This is a genomic window from Burkholderia sp. BCC0405 (genome assembly GCF_902833075.1).
Classification (GTDB): Bacteria; Pseudomonadota; Gammaproteobacteria; order Burkholderiales; family Burkholderiaceae; genus Burkholderia.
Genome location: NZ_CADFEO010000004.1, coordinates 18,074 through 32,068 on the forward strand (window position 1 = coordinate 18,074; position 13,995 = coordinate 32,068).

General features: G+C 65.8%; 15 protein-coding genes. 14 read left to right on the forward strand and 1 reads right to left on the reverse strand.

The features are described 5' to 3' along the window. Nucleotides 1-74 precede the first annotated feature (74 nt). From HWX36_RS07325 to HWX36_RS07355, 7 genes are all read left to right on the forward strand, one after another. A complete protein-coding gene (locus HWX36_RS07325; RefSeq protein ID WP_175951516.1) occupies nt 75-1,376 on the forward strand; it encodes a hypothetical protein in 1,302 nt (433 codons plus the stop codon). A 182-nt stretch (nt 1,377-1,558) separates the two neighbouring features. Then, a complete protein-coding gene (locus tag HWX36_RS07330; protein ID WP_011351143.1) occupies nt 1,559-2,137 on the forward strand; it encodes a YqgE/AlgH family protein in 579 nt (192 codons plus the stop codon). After that, entirely contained in the window at nt 2,134-2,583 is a 450-nt protein-coding gene (gene ruvX, locus HWX36_RS07335) for a Holliday junction resolvase RuvX (protein ID WP_027788201.1), read from the forward strand. Before HWX36_RS07330 ends, ruvX begins: the two co-directional genes overlap by 4 nt. Continuing rightward, on the forward strand, nt 2,570-3,082 hold the full coding sequence (gene pyrR / locus HWX36_RS07340) for a bifunctional pyr operon transcriptional regulator/uracil phosphoribosyltransferase PyrR (RefSeq protein WP_175951517.1): 513 nt from the start codon (nt 2,570-2,572) through the stop codon (nt 3,080-3,082). Before ruvX ends, pyrR begins: the two co-directional genes overlap by 14 nt. A 73-nt stretch (nt 3,083-3,155) precedes the next feature. Beyond that, nucleotides 3,156-4,187 carry an aspartate carbamoyltransferase catalytic subunit gene (locus HWX36_RS07345; protein WP_006476735.1) on the forward strand — a complete coding sequence of 344 codons (1,032 nt, stop codon included), beginning with the start codon at nt 3,156-3,158 and terminating at the stop codon, nt 4,185-4,187. A 52-nt stretch (nt 4,188-4,239) separates the two neighbouring features. Continuing rightward, nucleotides 4,240-5,517: a dihydroorotase gene (locus tag HWX36_RS07350; RefSeq protein WP_175951518.1), complete on the forward strand. Its 1,278-nt coding sequence runs from the start codon at nt 4,240-4,242 to the stop codon at nt 5,515-5,517. Between the two features lie 19 nt (nt 5,518-5,536). After that, entirely contained in the window at nt 5,537-6,394 is an 858-nt protein-coding gene (locus HWX36_RS07355; RefSeq protein WP_175951519.1) for a lysophospholipid acyltransferase family protein, read from the forward strand. A gap of 32 nt (nt 6,395-6,426) precedes the next feature. On the opposite strand, the gene HWX36_RS07360 is transcribed toward HWX36_RS07355, so the two are convergent. After that, the gene (locus HWX36_RS07360) at nt 6,427-7,281 is read right to left on the reverse strand and encodes a symmetrical bis(5'-nucleosyl)-tetraphosphatase (protein WP_175951520.1); all 855 of its coding nucleotides are present in this window, start codon (nt 7,279-7,281) and stop codon (nt 6,427-6,429) included. A gap of 187 nt (nt 7,282-7,468) precedes the next feature. Here HWX36_RS07360 and galU point away from each other — a divergent pair, with 187 nt between their 5' ends. From galU to HWX36_RS07395, 7 genes are all read left to right on the forward strand, one after another. After that, on the forward strand, nt 7,469-8,350 hold the full coding sequence (gene galU, locus HWX36_RS07365) for a UTP--glucose-1-phosphate uridylyltransferase GalU (protein WP_175951521.1): 882 nt from the start codon (nt 7,469-7,471) through the stop codon (nt 8,348-8,350). Nucleotides 8,351-8,390: 40 nt separating this feature from the next. After that, a complete protein-coding gene (gene rfbB, locus HWX36_RS07370; protein ID WP_175951522.1) occupies nt 8,391-9,446 on the forward strand; it encodes a dTDP-glucose 4,6-dehydratase in 1,056 nt (351 codons plus the stop codon). A gap of 18 nt (nt 9,447-9,464) precedes the next feature. Beyond that, nucleotides 9,465-10,358, forward strand: coding sequence for a glucose-1-phosphate thymidylyltransferase RfbA (gene rfbA, locus HWX36_RS07375; protein ID WP_175951523.1), 894 nt, complete (start codon nt 9,465-9,467; stop codon nt 10,356-10,358). Then, nucleotides 10,343-10,894 carry a dTDP-4-dehydrorhamnose 3,5-epimerase gene (gene rfbC, locus HWX36_RS07380; RefSeq protein ID WP_175951524.1) on the forward strand — a complete coding sequence of 184 codons (552 nt, stop codon included), beginning with the start codon at nt 10,343-10,345 and terminating at the stop codon, nt 10,892-10,894. Before rfbA ends, rfbC begins: the two co-directional genes overlap by 16 nt. A 12-nt stretch (nt 10,895-10,906) precedes the next feature. Beyond that, entirely contained in the window at nt 10,907-11,842 is a 936-nt protein-coding gene (rfbD, locus tag HWX36_RS07385; RefSeq protein WP_175951525.1) for a dTDP-4-dehydrorhamnose reductase, read from the forward strand. A gap of 377 nt (nt 11,843-12,219) precedes the next feature. Beyond that, nucleotides 12,220-13,032, forward strand: a complete 813-nt coding sequence (locus HWX36_RS07390) for a glycosyltransferase (RefSeq protein ID WP_244136343.1) — start codon at nt 12,220-12,222, stop codon at nt 13,030-13,032. Continuing rightward, nucleotides 13,029-13,994 carry an NAD-dependent epimerase/dehydratase family protein gene (locus tag HWX36_RS07395; protein ID WP_175951822.1) on the forward strand — a complete coding sequence of 322 codons (966 nt, stop codon included), beginning with the start codon at nt 13,029-13,031 and terminating at the stop codon, nt 13,992-13,994. The genes HWX36_RS07390 and HWX36_RS07395 overlap by 4 nt, the downstream gene beginning before the upstream one ends. Nucleotide 13,995 lies beyond the last annotated feature (1 nt).

The following is a 13,995-nucleotide window of genomic DNA, read 5'->3' on the forward strand; positions in this document are numbered from 1 at the left end:
AGGCCTCGCATCGGCCCGGCGCTCGCGCGTCGAGGTTCGCGCGAGCAACTTGACGATGACAGGCGCGCGCGTCCATGAGGCCCGAACCGGCGAACGTTCCCCACCCTGACGCATTGCCCAACCCGCGCGGCGGGGCCGTGCGGGCGGCCGACGCATGGCTTGCGGCGGCCGCCGACGCTTTCGAGCATCGCGACGACGCGGCCGCGCCGCTGTCCGCTGCGGCGGCCGTGCTGGCGGAAGCCGGCTGGCTGCCGGCCGCGCGTTTCGCGGGGCAGTTGTCGGCCGCCGTGCCGTTCGTCGCCGTCGAGCCGACTTCGGCCGGCTGGCGTGCCGCGCTGCGCGATTTCCGCGCGGCCGTCGCACGTCACAACCTGCGCGAGCTCGCCTGCTCGCCCGTTCTCTTCGAACATTTCCGTGCATTGCGCGCGCAAAGCGCCGCCGACCTGCGCGCCAACGCGCCGCTCGACGCGCTCGCGCTCGTCGGCCGCGCGGTGCCGCCGGCCACGCTGCGCGCGCTGCCCGATGCGTTCGCGACCCGGATTCGTGCCCGCTACGAACAGGCGCTGCTTGGCGTGCTGCGTGCGGAACATCGCACGCCCGATGCGGCACTCGACGAACTCGAGGCGGTGCTGGCCGCACTCGTCGATGACGATCCATACGATTTCTGGCGGCTCGCGGCCGCGTGCGTGTGTGCGCTGCGTGCCAGCGGCGCGCCCGAGCTGAAGCGCTTTCTCGCGCGGATGAACCTGCTGCTCGGCGAGCACGCGCAGGGCCGGCGCAGTGCGCCGCCCGAACTCGTGCGCGAGACGGTGGCGCTGCTGTGGCGCGATTTCGCGCTGTTCGGCGCCGCGGCCGAGGATGTCGCGCTCGTCGACGTGCTGCACGACTACGGGCTCACGGTCGACTGGCACGTTGCCGGCACGCCCGCGTCCGAAGCGCTGTGGGAGGCCGATGCCGCCCGGGCCGAGCACGATGCGGTCGCCGCCGCGCCGACTCGCGCACTCGGCGTCGTGACGGTCAATGCGCATGCCTATGAGGATTTCCTGCAGACGGCCGATGCGTCGATGGCCGACCTCGCGGCCGATCCGGCCGGGGCCGACGCGGGTGCCGCATGGCATGCGTCCGGCGCGGCCTACCGGGTCGGCGCAGCCGCATGCGCGCTCGGGCTCGGTCACGCGGCGCTTCTGGCCGACACGCTCGGCCTGGCGTGGCGGCGTGCGGCGCACGGCGTGCCGCTCGCCGACGGCGGCCTCGATGCACACGGCCACGCGTCCGACATGCTGCGCGCGGCGCTGCTGAAGATTGCCGCCGGCGTTGCGCCGCCGGACCTCACTGCGGTGTCCGGCGCGCTCGGCGCGGCGCTCGGCCGGGCCTGACGAACGAGGGGGCGAACGCACGGCGGCGGCCCTTGCCGCGCGGGCCCGCAACACGCTCCCGACAGCGCCCGCGCGCGTGTTAGAGTGCCGTGTGATCCGTGCGCGCCGTTGCCAGCGCGGTGCGGCGTTGCTTGTTGATCGCGGCTCGGTCAGGCCGCGGCGTCTTTGCTAAAATTCAAACCATGTCAAAGCCTTCCGATCGCATCAATCTCACCAACCAGTTCCTGATCGCCATGCCGAACATGGCCGATCCGACGTTCTCGGGAACGGTGGTCTATCTTTGCGATCACAGCGAGCGCGGTGCGCTCGGCCTCGTCATCAATCGTCCTACCGACATCGATCTCGAATCGTTGTTCAACCGCATCGACCTGAAGCTCGACATCGAGCCGCTGTTGCACATCCCGGTGTACTTCGGCGGCCCGGTCCAGACCGAGCGCGGTTTCGTGCTGCACGAGCCGGTGGAGGGCGCGAGCTACAACTCGTCGATGTCGGTCGAGGGCGGGCTGGAGATGACCACGTCGAAGGACGTGCTCGAGGCGGTCGCGACGGGCACCGGCCCGAAGCGCTTCCTGCTGACGCTCGGCCATGCGGGCTGGGGGGCAGGGCAGCTCGAGGAAGAAATTTCCCGCAACGGCTGGCTGACCGTGGCCGCCGATCCGCGCATCGTGTTCGATACGCCGGCCGAAGAGCGCTTCGAAGCCGCACTCGGCCTGCTCGGCGTCAGTTCGTCGATGCTGTCCGGCGAAGCAGGGCACGCATGAGTGGCGCGAGCGCGCGCGATGCGACGCTCCTCGCGTTCGACTACGGCGAAAAGCGTATCGGCGTCGCGATCGGCAATGCGCTGACGCGCTCGGCCCGTGCGCTCGTCGTGATCCAGAACCTGAACCGCGAACACCGCTTCAAGGCGGTCGGCGACCTGCTGGCCGAATGGCGGCCGGACGCGCTCGTCGTCGGCCTGCCGATGCACCCTGACGGCACGCCGCACGACATGACGCAGCAGGCGAAACGCTTCGGCAATCAGCTGAACGGCCGCTTCGGGCTGCCCGTCACGTGGGTCGACGAGCGCTATTCGTCGGTCGAGGCCGAGGCCGGGCTGCGCGAGCGCAACGTGCGCGGCCGCGCCCGGGCCGAGATGCTCGATGCCGAGGCGGCGCGCGTCATCCTTCAACAGTATCTCGATCAATTGTCCGACCATGAGCACCATTGACGCCGAGGCGCTTTACCGCGACCTGCTCGACCAGATCCGCGCCGCATACGGCACGGCTTTCGCCGAACCGGGCGGCCCGCGGCTCGCCGGGATTTACAGCGGCGGCGCATGGCTCGCCGAGCGCCTCGCGCGCGATCTTGGCGCGCCGGCGTTCGGCGTCGTGAACGTCGCGCTGCACCGCGACGATTACGCGAAGAAGGGGCTGCACAGCCAGGCCAGCCCGACGTCGCTGCCGTTCGAGGTCGACGGCGCGCGCATCGTGCTCGTCGACGACGTGCTGTACACCGGGCGCACCGTGCGCGCGGCGCTCAACGAGCTGTTCGACTACGGCCGTCCGGCCGCGGTCGAGCTCGCGGTGCTCGCCGATCGCGGCGGCCGCGAATTGCCGGTCGCCGCGCGCTTCGCCGGCGGCGCGCTTGACGTGCCGGCCGGCGCGACGCTCGTGCTCGCGCGCGACGATGCGCAGTTCACGCTGCGCGCCGAGGCGGCCGGCGCCTGAACGACACGCGAACCGTATCCCGGGCCGCTGGTTTGCACCGCGGCCCGTTTGCATAGTTGGAATCACGCACATCATGACCACCGACACCACTGGCCGCACCGGCAATCCCGCTGCGGCCGCGAGCCCCGACCGGTTCCGCTACGGCTTCCTGAAGGGCAACCCGCAGCTCACGAAAAACGGCGAGCTGAAGCACCTGCTGTCGATCGAGGGCCTGCCGCGCTCGATCGTCAACCACATCCTCGATACGGCCGAGCAGTTCGTCAGCGTGACGGACCGTGAAGTGAAGAAGGTGCCGCTGCTGCGCGGCAAGTCCGTGTTCAACCTGTTCTTCGAGAACTCGACGCGCACGCGCACGACCTTCGAGATCGCCGCGACGCGCCTGTCGGCCGACGTGCTGAACCTGAACATCAACGCGTCGTCGACGAGCAAGGGCGAATCGCTGCTCGACACGATCAACAACCTGTCGGCGATGCATGCCGACCTGTTCGTCGTGCGTCACGCGTCGAGCGGCGCACCGTACCTGATTGCCGAGCACTGCGCGCCGCACGTGCACGTGATCAACGCCGGCGACGGCCGCCACGCGCACCCGACGCAGGGCCTGCTCGACATGTACACGATCCGTCACTACAAGCGCGACTTCACGAAGCTGCGCGTGGCGATCGTCGGCGACATCCTGCATTCGCGTGTCGCGCGCTCCGACATTCACGCGCTCACCACGCTCGGCGTGCCGGAAGTGCGCGCGATCGGCCCGCGCACGCTGCTGCCGGGCGGGCTCGAGCAGATGGGGGTGAAGGTGTTCCACAACCTCGACGAAGGGCTGAAGGGCGTCGACGTGATCATCATGCTGCGCCTGCAGAACGAACGGATGAGCGGCGCGCTGTTGCCGTCGGCACAGGAATACTTCAAGACCTGGGGCCTGACGCCCGAGCGCCTCGCGCTCGCCGCGCCCGACGCGATCGTGATGCACCCGGGCCCGATGAACCGGGGCGTCGAGATCGATTCGCAGGTCGCCGATGGCCCGCAGTCGGTGATCCTCAACCAGGTCACGTTCGGCATCGCCGTGCGGATGGCCGTGATGGGCATCGTCGCAGGCAACAGCGACTGAGCCCGCTTTCGCGCATCCTTATTCACGCAATCAACGCATTCACAGACAGCGCATGAAGATTCATATCAAAGGCGGCACGCTGATCGACCCGGTCGCCGGCACCGAGCAGCAGGCCGACGTATTCGTCGCGGCGGGCAAGATCGCCGCGCTCGGCACGGCGCCGGCCGGTTTCAACGCGGACCGGACGATCGACGCATCGGGCCTGATCGTCGCGCCCGGCCTCGTCGACCTGTGCGCGCGGCTGCGCGAGCCCGGCTACGAGCACAAGGCGACGCTCGCGTCCGAGATGGCCGCGGCCGTCGCGGGCGGTGTCACGACCCTCGTGTGCCCGCCGGATACCGACCCCGTGCTCGACGAGCCGGGCCTCGTCGAGATGCTCAAGTTCCGCGCGCGCAACCTGCACCAGGCGAACGTGCATCCGCTCGGCGCGCTGACGGTCGGTCTCAAGGGTGAAGTGATCACCGAGATGGTCGCGCTGACCGAGTCCGGTTGCGTCGGCTTCACGCACGCCAACGTGCCGGTGCGCGATACGCAGGTGCTGCTGCGTGCGCTGCAGTACGCGAGCACCTACGGCTACACCACGTGGCTGCGCCCGCAAGACGCATTCATCGGCCGCGGCGGTGTCGCCGCGAGCGGTGCGCTGGCGTCGCGGCTCGGGCTGTCCGGCGTGCCGGTCGCGGCCGAGACGATCGCGCTGCACACGATTTTCGAACTGATGCGCGTGACGGGCGCGCGCGTGCACCTCGCGCGGCTGTCGTCGGCGGCTGGCCTCGCGCTCGTGCGCGAGGCGAAGGCCGAGGGGCTGCCCGTGACCTGCGACGTCGGCGTCAATCACGTGCACCTGATCGACGTCGACATCGGCTACTTCGATTCGCAGTTCCGGCTCGATCCGCCGCTGCGCAGCGAGCGCGATCGCGAAGCGATTCGCGTGGCACTCGCCGACGGCACGATCGACGCGATCTGCTCCGACCACACGCCGGTCGACGACGACGAGAAACTGCTGCCGTTCGGCGAAGCGACGCCGGGTGCGACGGGGCTCGAACTGCTGCTGTCGCTGACGCTGAAGTGGGCGGACGAGACGCGTACGCCGCTCGCGCAGGCGCTGCGCCGCATCACCTCCGCACCGGCCGATGTGCTGAAGCTGCCGGCCGGCCGCCTCACCGAAGGCGGCGCGGCCGACCTGTGCGTGTTCGACCCGCGCGCGCACTGGCGCGTCGAGCCGCGTGCGCTGAAGAGCCAGGGCCACAACTCGCCGTTCCTCGGCTACGAACTGCCCGCCTGCGTGCGCACGACGCTCGTCGCCGGGCAGATCGCGTTCGAGCGCCCCTGAACCACGCCGGACTTTCGCCATGATTGCCCTTCGCAAGCTGCGTCTCGTCTTTCACCTGTTGCGCGGCATGGCGATCGTCGCGCTGCGTTTTTCGCATGTCACGCCCGCGCGGCGTGCCGAGATGACGCGCCGCTGGTCGCTCAAGCTGCTGCGGATCTGCGGGATGCGCCTCGTCGTCCATAACGACGGCGCACGGCTCGACGCGAGCGCGCTCGTGGTCGGCAATCACGTGTCCTGGCTCGACATCTACACGGTCAACGCGTGGCGGCCGACGCCGTTCGTGTCGAAGGCCGAGGTGCGGCAGTGGCCGGTCGTCGGCTGGCTCGCCGAAAAGCTCGACACCGTGTTCCTGCAGCGCGAGAAGCGCACCGAGGCGATGCGGGTCATGCACGAGATGGCGGAGCGCCTGCGCAACGGCGGGCTGATGTGCGTATTTCCGGAAGGGACGACGACCGACGGGCAGGAACTGCTGCCGTTCCATGCGAACCTGTTCCAGGCCGCGGTATCGGCCGGCTGTGCGGTGCAGCCGATCTGCCTGATGTACGAGGATGCGCAGCGGCGGCAGTCGGTTGCGCCTGCCTACACGGGCGAGTTGGCGCTTGGCAAGTCGCTCGACATGGTGTTGCGCGGTGGCCCGATCACCGCGCACCTGTACGTGTGCGAACCGATCGCGCCGGGCGGCGACCGGCGGGCGACGTCCGCCGCGGCGCGCGATGCGATCGCGGCTGCGCTCGCGACGCTACAGGCCAAGGTCGGCAAGCCGACGGCCGAGTCGCTTGCGGAATTGCAGAAGCATGCGTATCCGGCGACCGAGGTTGGCGCCGCAGCGGCAGGCAGCGAGGCGGCCGATGCGCCCGTGCCGGGGCGCGAGGGCTGAAGCGCTTTCCGGCGGCGCGAATCAGCCTTTGATCACTCACCGCCCGGCGCGCGGCACGCTTCGCACTGCACCTGCGTGACCGTGCGCTGCGCCGGATCGGCCGTCAGCCGCACGGCCGACAGCTGGTTACCCCACACACACCCCGAATCGAGCGCAACGACGTTCTCGCGCAGCATCAGGCCGAGCGCGGCCCAGTGGCCGAACACGACCGTCACGTCCTCCGTGCGGCGCCCCGGTACGTCGAACCACGGCAGGTAGCCAGGCGGCGCGCTGTCGGGGCCGCCGTTCGCCTTGAATTCCATCGCACCGTCGGGCGTGCAGAAGCGCACGCGCGTGAAGGCGTTGAACGCAACGCGCATCCGGTCGCGTTTCTTTAGGTTCGGGTTCCATTGGTTCGGTTCGTTGCCGTACAGGCCTTGAAGCGTGTCGCGCCAGTCGGGGGCGCGCAGCGCGCGCTGGAGTTCGTCGGCGAGCTCCAGCACGAGCGTGGCATCCCACTGTGGCAGCACGCCCGCATGCACGAGCAGCATCCCGTTCTCCGCATGCACGAACGGGCGGTGGCGGACCCAGTCGAGCAGCGCGTCGGCGTCGGGTGCGTCGAGGATCTCGCCGATCGTGTCGCCCGGGCGTTCGGTGCGCAGGCCGGCGGAGACCGCAAGCAGGTGGAGGTCGTGATTGCCGAGCACGACGGTCGCGCGCGGGCCGAGGTCGACGAGCGCTCGCAGCGCGGCGAGGGAGTCGGGGCCGCGGTTGACGACGTCGCCGCAGAACCACAGCGGCGTGTCGGGGTCGGGATTCAATTGCGCGAGAAGCGATCGAAACGGGGTATAGCAACCCTGCAGGTCGCCAAAGGCGAGTGGGGCGGCAATTCGAAGGGACGTACTCATGCGTGACGGTTTCCGGTTGCGTGCCGTCGGCTGACGAAATAAGGACGATGACAATAGCAAGCGACGTAATGGTGAAGCAAATGCGCGCTGTGCTTGGAGCATTCGTTCCCGACGAACGCGGCGGCACCGTGATTTTTTGCGCATATAATCTGCGCCAATTCGATGTGCAGATTCTAACTATCTCCCGATGTTAAAAGTTACCAAAGCCGTTTTTCCCGTTGCCGGTCTCGGCACGCGGTTCCTCCCGGCAACGAAGGCAAGTCCGAAGGAAATGCTGCCGGTCGTCGACAAGCCGCTGATCCAGTACGCAGTCGAGGAAGCGATCGCCGCCGGCATCACCGAGATGATCTTCGTCACCGGGCGCAGCAAGCGCGCGATCGAGGACCACTTCGACAAGTCGTACGAAGTCGAGGCCGAACTCGAGGCGCGCGGCAAGGCAAAGCTGCTCGAACTCGTGCGCAGCATCAAGCCGAGCCATGTCGACTGCTTCTACGTGCGCCAGCCGGAAGCGCTCGGTCTCGGTCATGCGGTGCTGTGCGCGGAAAAGCTCGTGGCCGACAACCCGTTCGCGGTGATCCTCGCCGACGACCTGCTCGACGGCAACCCGCCCGTGATGAAGCAGATGGTCGACGTGTTCGACCACTATCACAGCTCGGTGATCGGCGTCGAAGAGATCCCCCCGTCGGAGACGAAGTCGTACGGGATCATCGACGGCAAGGAGTGGGAAGAGTCGATCGTCAAGATGTCGGCGATCATCGAGAAGCCGGCGCCGGAAGTCGCGCCGTCGAACCTCGGCGTGGTCGGCCGCTACATCCTGAAGCCGCGGATCTTCGAGCACCTGCGCGCGCTGAAGCCCGGCGCGGGCGGCGAGCTGCAGCTCACCGACGCGATCCAGGCGCTGCTCGCCGACGAGCAAGTGCTGGCCTACAAGTACCAGGGCACGCGCTACGACTGCGGCAGCAAGCTCGGCTACCTGAAGGCGACGGTCGAATTCGCGCTGCGGCACGCGGAAGTCGGCGCGGAGTTCGACGCGTACCTGCGCGCGCGCGGCGCATACCGGGCACGCTGAGGGTCGGGGCAGCCTGTCGACAACCTAAGGAAACGAGCGAATGATATTGATCACTGGCGGGGCCGGCTTCATCGGCAGCAATTTCGTGCTGGATTGGCTCGGGATGAACGACGAACCCGTGCTGAATCTCGACAAGCTGACCTACGCCGGCAATGCGGAGACGCTCGCGCCGCTCGCGCATGATGCGCGCCACGTATTCGTGCGTGGCGACATTTGCGACCGTTCGCTCCTGGACGGTTTGTTTGCGCAGTATCGTCCGCGGGCGGTGCTGCACTTCGCCGCAGAGAGTCATGTCGACCGTTCGATTCACGGCCCGGGCGATTTCCTGCGGACGAACGTCGTCGGCACGTTTGAGCTGCTCGAGGCGGCCACGACATACTGGCGCTCGCTGACGGCGGGCGCGCGCGATGCGTTTCGCTTCCTGCATGTGTCGACTGACGAAGTGTTCGGCTCGCTCGACGCGACGGATCCCGCCTTCAATGAGCAGACGCCTTATGCGCCCAACAGCCCGTATTCTGCGAGCAAGGCTGCATCCGATCATTTCGTGCGGGCATGGCACCACACCTATGGATTGCCGACGCTGACGACGAACTGCTCGAACAATTACGGTCCTTATCAGTTTCCCGAGAAGCTGATTCCGCTGATGATCCTCAACGCGCTGGCCGGGAAGGCGCTACCGGTTTACGGCGATGGCCGGAACGTGCGCGACTGGCTGTATGTGGGAGATCATTGCGCGGCGATCCGTGCCGTTCTTGCGCATGGAACGCCGGGCGAAACCTACAATATCGGCGGCTGGAACGAAAAGGCGAACATCGACGTCGTGCAAACGATCTGCGCATTGCTCGATACGCTGCGTCCGAGCCCTGGGGGCGCGTCGTATGCGGACCAGATTGCCTACGTGAAGGATCGCCCCGGACATGACCGCCGGTACGCGATCGACGCGACGCGCATCGAGCGCGAACTCGGCTGGCGGCCGGCAGAAACGTTCGAGTCGGGGCTGGCGAAGACGGTGCGTTGGTATCTCGACCATGCAGCGTGGACTGAGGGCGTCACGAGCGGTGTGTATCGTCAATGGATCGACAGGCATTATGAGTGAATCATCGGGAGGCGATTGATGAAACGCAAGGGCATCATCCTCGCTGGCGGATCGGGCACGAGGCTGTATCCGATCACGCAGGCGATCTCGAAGCAACTGCTGCCGGTGTATGACAAGCCGATGATCTATTATCCGCTGACAACATTGATGCTGGCGGGGATTCGCGACGTGTTGATTATCTCGACGCCCGCCGATACACCGCGCTTCGAGATGTTGTTGGGGGATGGCGCCCAGTGGGGGATGAACCTGAGTTATGCGGTGCAGCCGTCGCCCGACGGACTTGCGCAGGCGTTCGTCATCGGTCGCGAGTTCGTCGGCCATGATCCCTGCGCGCTGATTCTCGGCGACAACATTTTCTATGGCCACGATCTCGCTCATCGTCTCGCGGCTGCGAATCTCCGTGCTGATGGCGGGACCGTGTTCGCCTATCACGTGAGCGATCCGCATCGCTATGGTGTCGTCGAATTCGATGCGAACTATCACGCGTTGTCGATTGAGGAGAAGCCCGTGAAGCCGCGCTCGAATTACGCGGTGACGGGCTTGTATTTCTATGACAACGACGTGTGCGATATCGCTGCAGAGATCAAGCCTTCGGCGCGCGGCGAACTCGAAATTACGGACGTCAACTCGCGATACCTCAAGGCAGGGCGGCTGAACGTCGAGATCATGGGGCGCGGCTACGCCTGGCTCGACACCGGAACCCACGATTCGCTGATCGAAGCGGCCACCTTCATCTCGACGCTGCAAAAGCGGCAAGGGCTGATGGTGGCGTGCCCGGAGGAAATCGCGTATCGCAATCGGTGGATCGATGGCGAGCAGTTGGCGAAACTGGCGGAGCCGCTGTCGAAGAGCGGCTACGGCCTTTACCTCAAGAATATTCTGATGGACAGGGCGATATGGCGATCACAGTAACGTCCGCCGCGCTGCCCGATGTGAAGATCATCGAGCCGCAGGTATTCGGCGACGCGAGAGGGTTCTTCTACGAGAGCTTCAACGCAAGCGAGTTCGGCAGGAATGTTGTCGCTGGCGTGACGTTCGTCCAGGATAATCATTCCTTTTCCTCGCGCGGCGTCTTGCGGGGGCTTCACTATCAAATCAAACACCCGCAGGGCAAGCTCGTGCGCGTCATTCAAGGTGAAGTCTTTGACGTAGCGGTCGACCTGCGGCGCAGTTCGCGCGATTTCGGAAAATGGTGCGGCGTGCACCTCAGCGCTGAGAACCGGCGACAAGTGTGGATTCCGCCGGGATTCGCACACGGTTTTCTCGTTCTGTCCGAAAGCGCGGAGTTCCTGTACAAGACGACGGACTACTGGCATGCGGAACACGAGCGATGCCTCGTCTGGAACGATCAATCGGTCGATATTTCCTGGCCGTGCGAAGGGGAGCCCGTGCTTGCCGACAAAGACGCACGGGGTAGCCGGCTGTGCGATGCGGACGTTTACGACTAACCGGGGTTGCAGATGACGGACAACGCGTGCCCGATCATTTTGTTGACGGGGGATAACGGTCAGGTCGGCTTTGCGCTCAAGCGCTCGTTGCAGGGGCTCGGGCGAGTCGTTGGCGTTGGCCGGCAGACGCTCGATCTGACGAACCAGGCGCAGATTCGATCGGTGGTGCGTGACGTGGCACCATCGATCATCGTCAATGCCGCCGCATACACCGCAGTCGACCGAGCCGAGACGGAGCATGTGCTGGCGCGGTCGATCAATGCAGAGGCGCCCGCGATACTGGCGGAAGAAGCACGGCGCATAGGCGCGGCAATCGTGCACTATTCGACGGATTATGTCTTCGACGGGGAGCTTGAGCGGCCTTACATCGAAACCGATCCCGCGAATCCCGTCAATGCGTACGGGCACGGCAAGCTCGAGGGAGAAGCGGCCGTTTCCCAGGTCGACGGCGATTATTTGATTCTGCGAACGAGCTGGGTCTACGGGCTGCGTGGCACCAATTTCCTGCGTACAATGCTGCGCCTCGGCCGTGATCGCGGCACGCTCTCGGTGGTGAACGACCAATTCGGTGCGCCGACGTGGAGCGGCACGATCGCGGCGATGACGGCGCACGTGCTGGCGCAGGTGCCACGGGCAGCGGACTTGCGGGACGCATGGTGGCGAGAAAAAAAGGGGTGCTACCATTTGACCGCAGGCGGCAGCACGTCGTGGTACGGATTCGCGCAGGCCATTTTCGATGAGGCCGCGCTGCCGGAGCGGCCGATCGTCAGCCCCGTTCCGGCGGCCAGCTACCCGGCCGTGGCGCGTCGGCCGGCCAATTCCAGGCTCTCGACGTCACGCTTCGAGGAGACCTTCGGATTGCACGTGCCGGACTGGCGTGACGTGCTGGGCATGGTCATGGAGGAGGCGCGGGAAACGCGCCCGGACGGATTGTCCGGCCGCGACTGACCGTGTCGATCCGAGTGCAAAGATGTATCAAATTGTTCGGTGAAAGTTCACGTCGGCATTACCGCTCCCTTATAATCACGGCTCGGCGAGGCGGGCTGCGGAACGGTCTTTCCGGTCGCGTACGGCTGCGAGGAGCGCCTTCGTGCTCATTGTGGGGCGGGATCTGACCGGCATGTCGAAGGGGCGTATGGCGAGCGGACGTAATTTTTACAATTTAAAGTTGTTTCGTGCCGTGCCTTCAGTACCATTCCGCCGGACTGTGGCCTGGCGAGGTCTTGCGCAGCGGATTCGCGTGACAGATGGGTGGCAGTAACGAAGGCAGTGCAACCACATTCTGTTAGATGATTAGCTCACCGCAACCTCAGTTTCTTCTTTCTATTTCAGTCGTTACCTTTCGCCCGGATCCAGTGCTGCTGGAGCGGACCCTCATGTCCGTCCTGACGGGTATGGAACCGCTGGAACGTGTTCGGCAGCAGATGGGATGCGGCGCGTTGGCGCAGCTGTATCTGGTCGACAATGGCGGCACGGAAGTGCCGGCATCCTGGTCGGCCCGACTCGCCGAGGCAGGCGTCGAACTGGTGGTGTTGCGTGGGCACGGTAACGTCGGATATGGGCGCGGGCACAATCTCGCGATTGAACGAGGGGACAGTCATTTTCATCTCGTACTGAATCCGGACGTCATTTCGCAGGCGGATACGCTGCCCGTGGCGATCGATCTGATGATGCGTCATCCGGATGTCGGCCTGGTCGTTCCGGAGGTGCGGGATTCCCGGGGCGAAACGCAGTTTCTGTGCCGACGTTACCCGAGTGTATTCGACCTGCTGCTCAGAGGGTTCGCGCCGCGTTTGATCAGAAACCTGTTCGGGCGGCGACTGGATCGTTACGAAATGCGCGACGCATATGACGCAGCCGACGAAGTATGGGATCCGCCCATCGTCAGCGGTTGTTTCATGTTTTATCGAAGCCGCGTTCTCCATACGCTCGGTGGATTTGATCCACGTTATTTCCTTTATTTCGAGGATTACGATCTGAGCCTGAGAACGGCGAAGGTTGCGCGCATCGTTTATTCGGCAAAGGTAAGGATCGTTCATTTCGGTGGCGGGGCCGCACGAAAAGGGTGGCTGCACGTGAAGCTTTTTGCGGCGTCGGCGATCCGTTTTTATAACCGTTTTGGATGGCGGTGGTTCTGATGCGCATTCTGGTAACCGGTGCCAACGGCTTCGTTGGGCGAGCCGTGTGCGCGGCGGCAGTACAGCGTCGACATGACGTGATCGCGCTCGTCCGGCGTGCGGGGACGTGTCCCCCCGATGTGCTCGAATGGGTATCGCCGGAGGCCGATTTCGCGTCGGTTGCCTGCAACTGGCCGGTCGGGGAGATCGATGCCGTGATTCATGCGGCCGCGCGTGTGCATCAGTTCGGTCAGCACGAGGCGACGATGCTAGACGCGTATCGTGCCACGAACGTCGACGGCGCTCTGCGCGTTGCCGAGTCAGCCTTTCGACATGGCTGCCGGCGCTTTCTCAATATCAGCAGCATCAAGGCGCTGGGGGAGTCCGACCGCGGGCGTCCGTTGCGTGAAAGCGATCAGGCAAACCCGACGGATGCCTACGGCATTTCGAAGCATGAGGCGGAAGTCGCGTTGGACGCATTGGCCGGGCGTTATGGCGCGCGGTGTACGTCAGTCCGGCCGCCGCTGGTCTACGGGCCTGGCGTGGGCGGCAATTTCGAGCGGCTGATGTCCGCGATATCGCGTCGTGTGCCGCTTCCGCTCGGCCGCGCGAATGCGGCACGGAGCCTGGTATTCGTCGGCAATCTCGCCGATGCGCTGTTGGCCCTTGCCGAGCAGGATGGTACGCTGCGCCCGGTTTATCACGTGGCGGATGCCGAGGTGTTGACGGTGAGCGAGCTGATCACGGCGCTCGGGCGGCATCTCGAGCAACCCGCAAGGCTGATTGGCTTCCCGATCAGTGTATTGAAATGGGGCGGCAGGCTTGCCGGCCGCACCGCCATGATCGAGCGGCTCGTCGAGCCGCTGCGTGTCGACGCCGGCGCGATCGGGGCGGACTTGGGATGGCGTCCCGCTTATTCGTCCGAAGAAGGGTTGGCGCGTACGGCGCAAGCCTATCGGGAGCATCTCGCGGAGGCGCAGTGAA

Excerpts from the sequence above, each read along its gene's own strand:
- HWX36_RS07325 (WP_175951516.1), top strand. The coding sequence starts at position 75 with ATGAGGCCCGAACCGGCGAACGTTCCCCACCCTGACGCATTGCCCAAC.
- HWX36_RS07330 (WP_011351143.1), top strand. The coding sequence starts at position 1,559 with ATGTCAAAGCCTTCCGATCGCATCAATCTCACCAACCAGTTCCTGATC.
- ruvX (WP_027788201.1), top strand. The coding sequence starts at position 2,134 with ATGAGTGGCGCGAGCGCGCGCGATGCGACGCTCCTCGCGTTCGACTAC.
- pyrR (WP_175951517.1), top strand. The coding sequence starts at position 2,570 with ATGAGCACCATTGACGCCGAGGCGCTTTACCGCGACCTGCTCGACCAG.
- HWX36_RS07345 (WP_006476735.1), top strand. The coding sequence starts at position 3,156 with ATGACCACCGACACCACTGGCCGCACCGGCAATCCCGCTGCGGCCGCG.
- HWX36_RS07350 (WP_175951518.1), top strand. The coding sequence starts at position 4,240 with ATGAAGATTCATATCAAAGGCGGCACGCTGATCGACCCGGTCGCCGGC.
- HWX36_RS07355 (WP_175951519.1), top strand. The coding sequence starts at position 5,537 with ATGATTGCCCTTCGCAAGCTGCGTCTCGTCTTTCACCTGTTGCGCGGC.
- HWX36_RS07360 (WP_175951520.1), bottom strand. The coding sequence starts at position 7,281 with ATGAGTACGTCCCTTCGAATTGCCGCCCCACTCGCCTTTGGCGACCTG.
- galU (WP_175951521.1), top strand. The coding sequence starts at position 7,469 with ATGTTAAAAGTTACCAAAGCCGTTTTTCCCGTTGCCGGTCTCGGCACG.
- rfbB (WP_175951522.1), top strand. The coding sequence starts at position 8,391 with ATGATATTGATCACTGGCGGGGCCGGCTTCATCGGCAGCAATTTCGTG.
- rfbA (WP_175951523.1), top strand. The coding sequence starts at position 9,465 with ATGAAACGCAAGGGCATCATCCTCGCTGGCGGATCGGGCACGAGGCTG.
- rfbC (WP_175951524.1), top strand. The coding sequence starts at position 10,343 with ATGGCGATCACAGTAACGTCCGCCGCGCTGCCCGATGTGAAGATCATC.
- rfbD (WP_175951525.1), top strand. The coding sequence starts at position 10,907 with ATGACGGACAACGCGTGCCCGATCATTTTGTTGACGGGGGATAACGGT.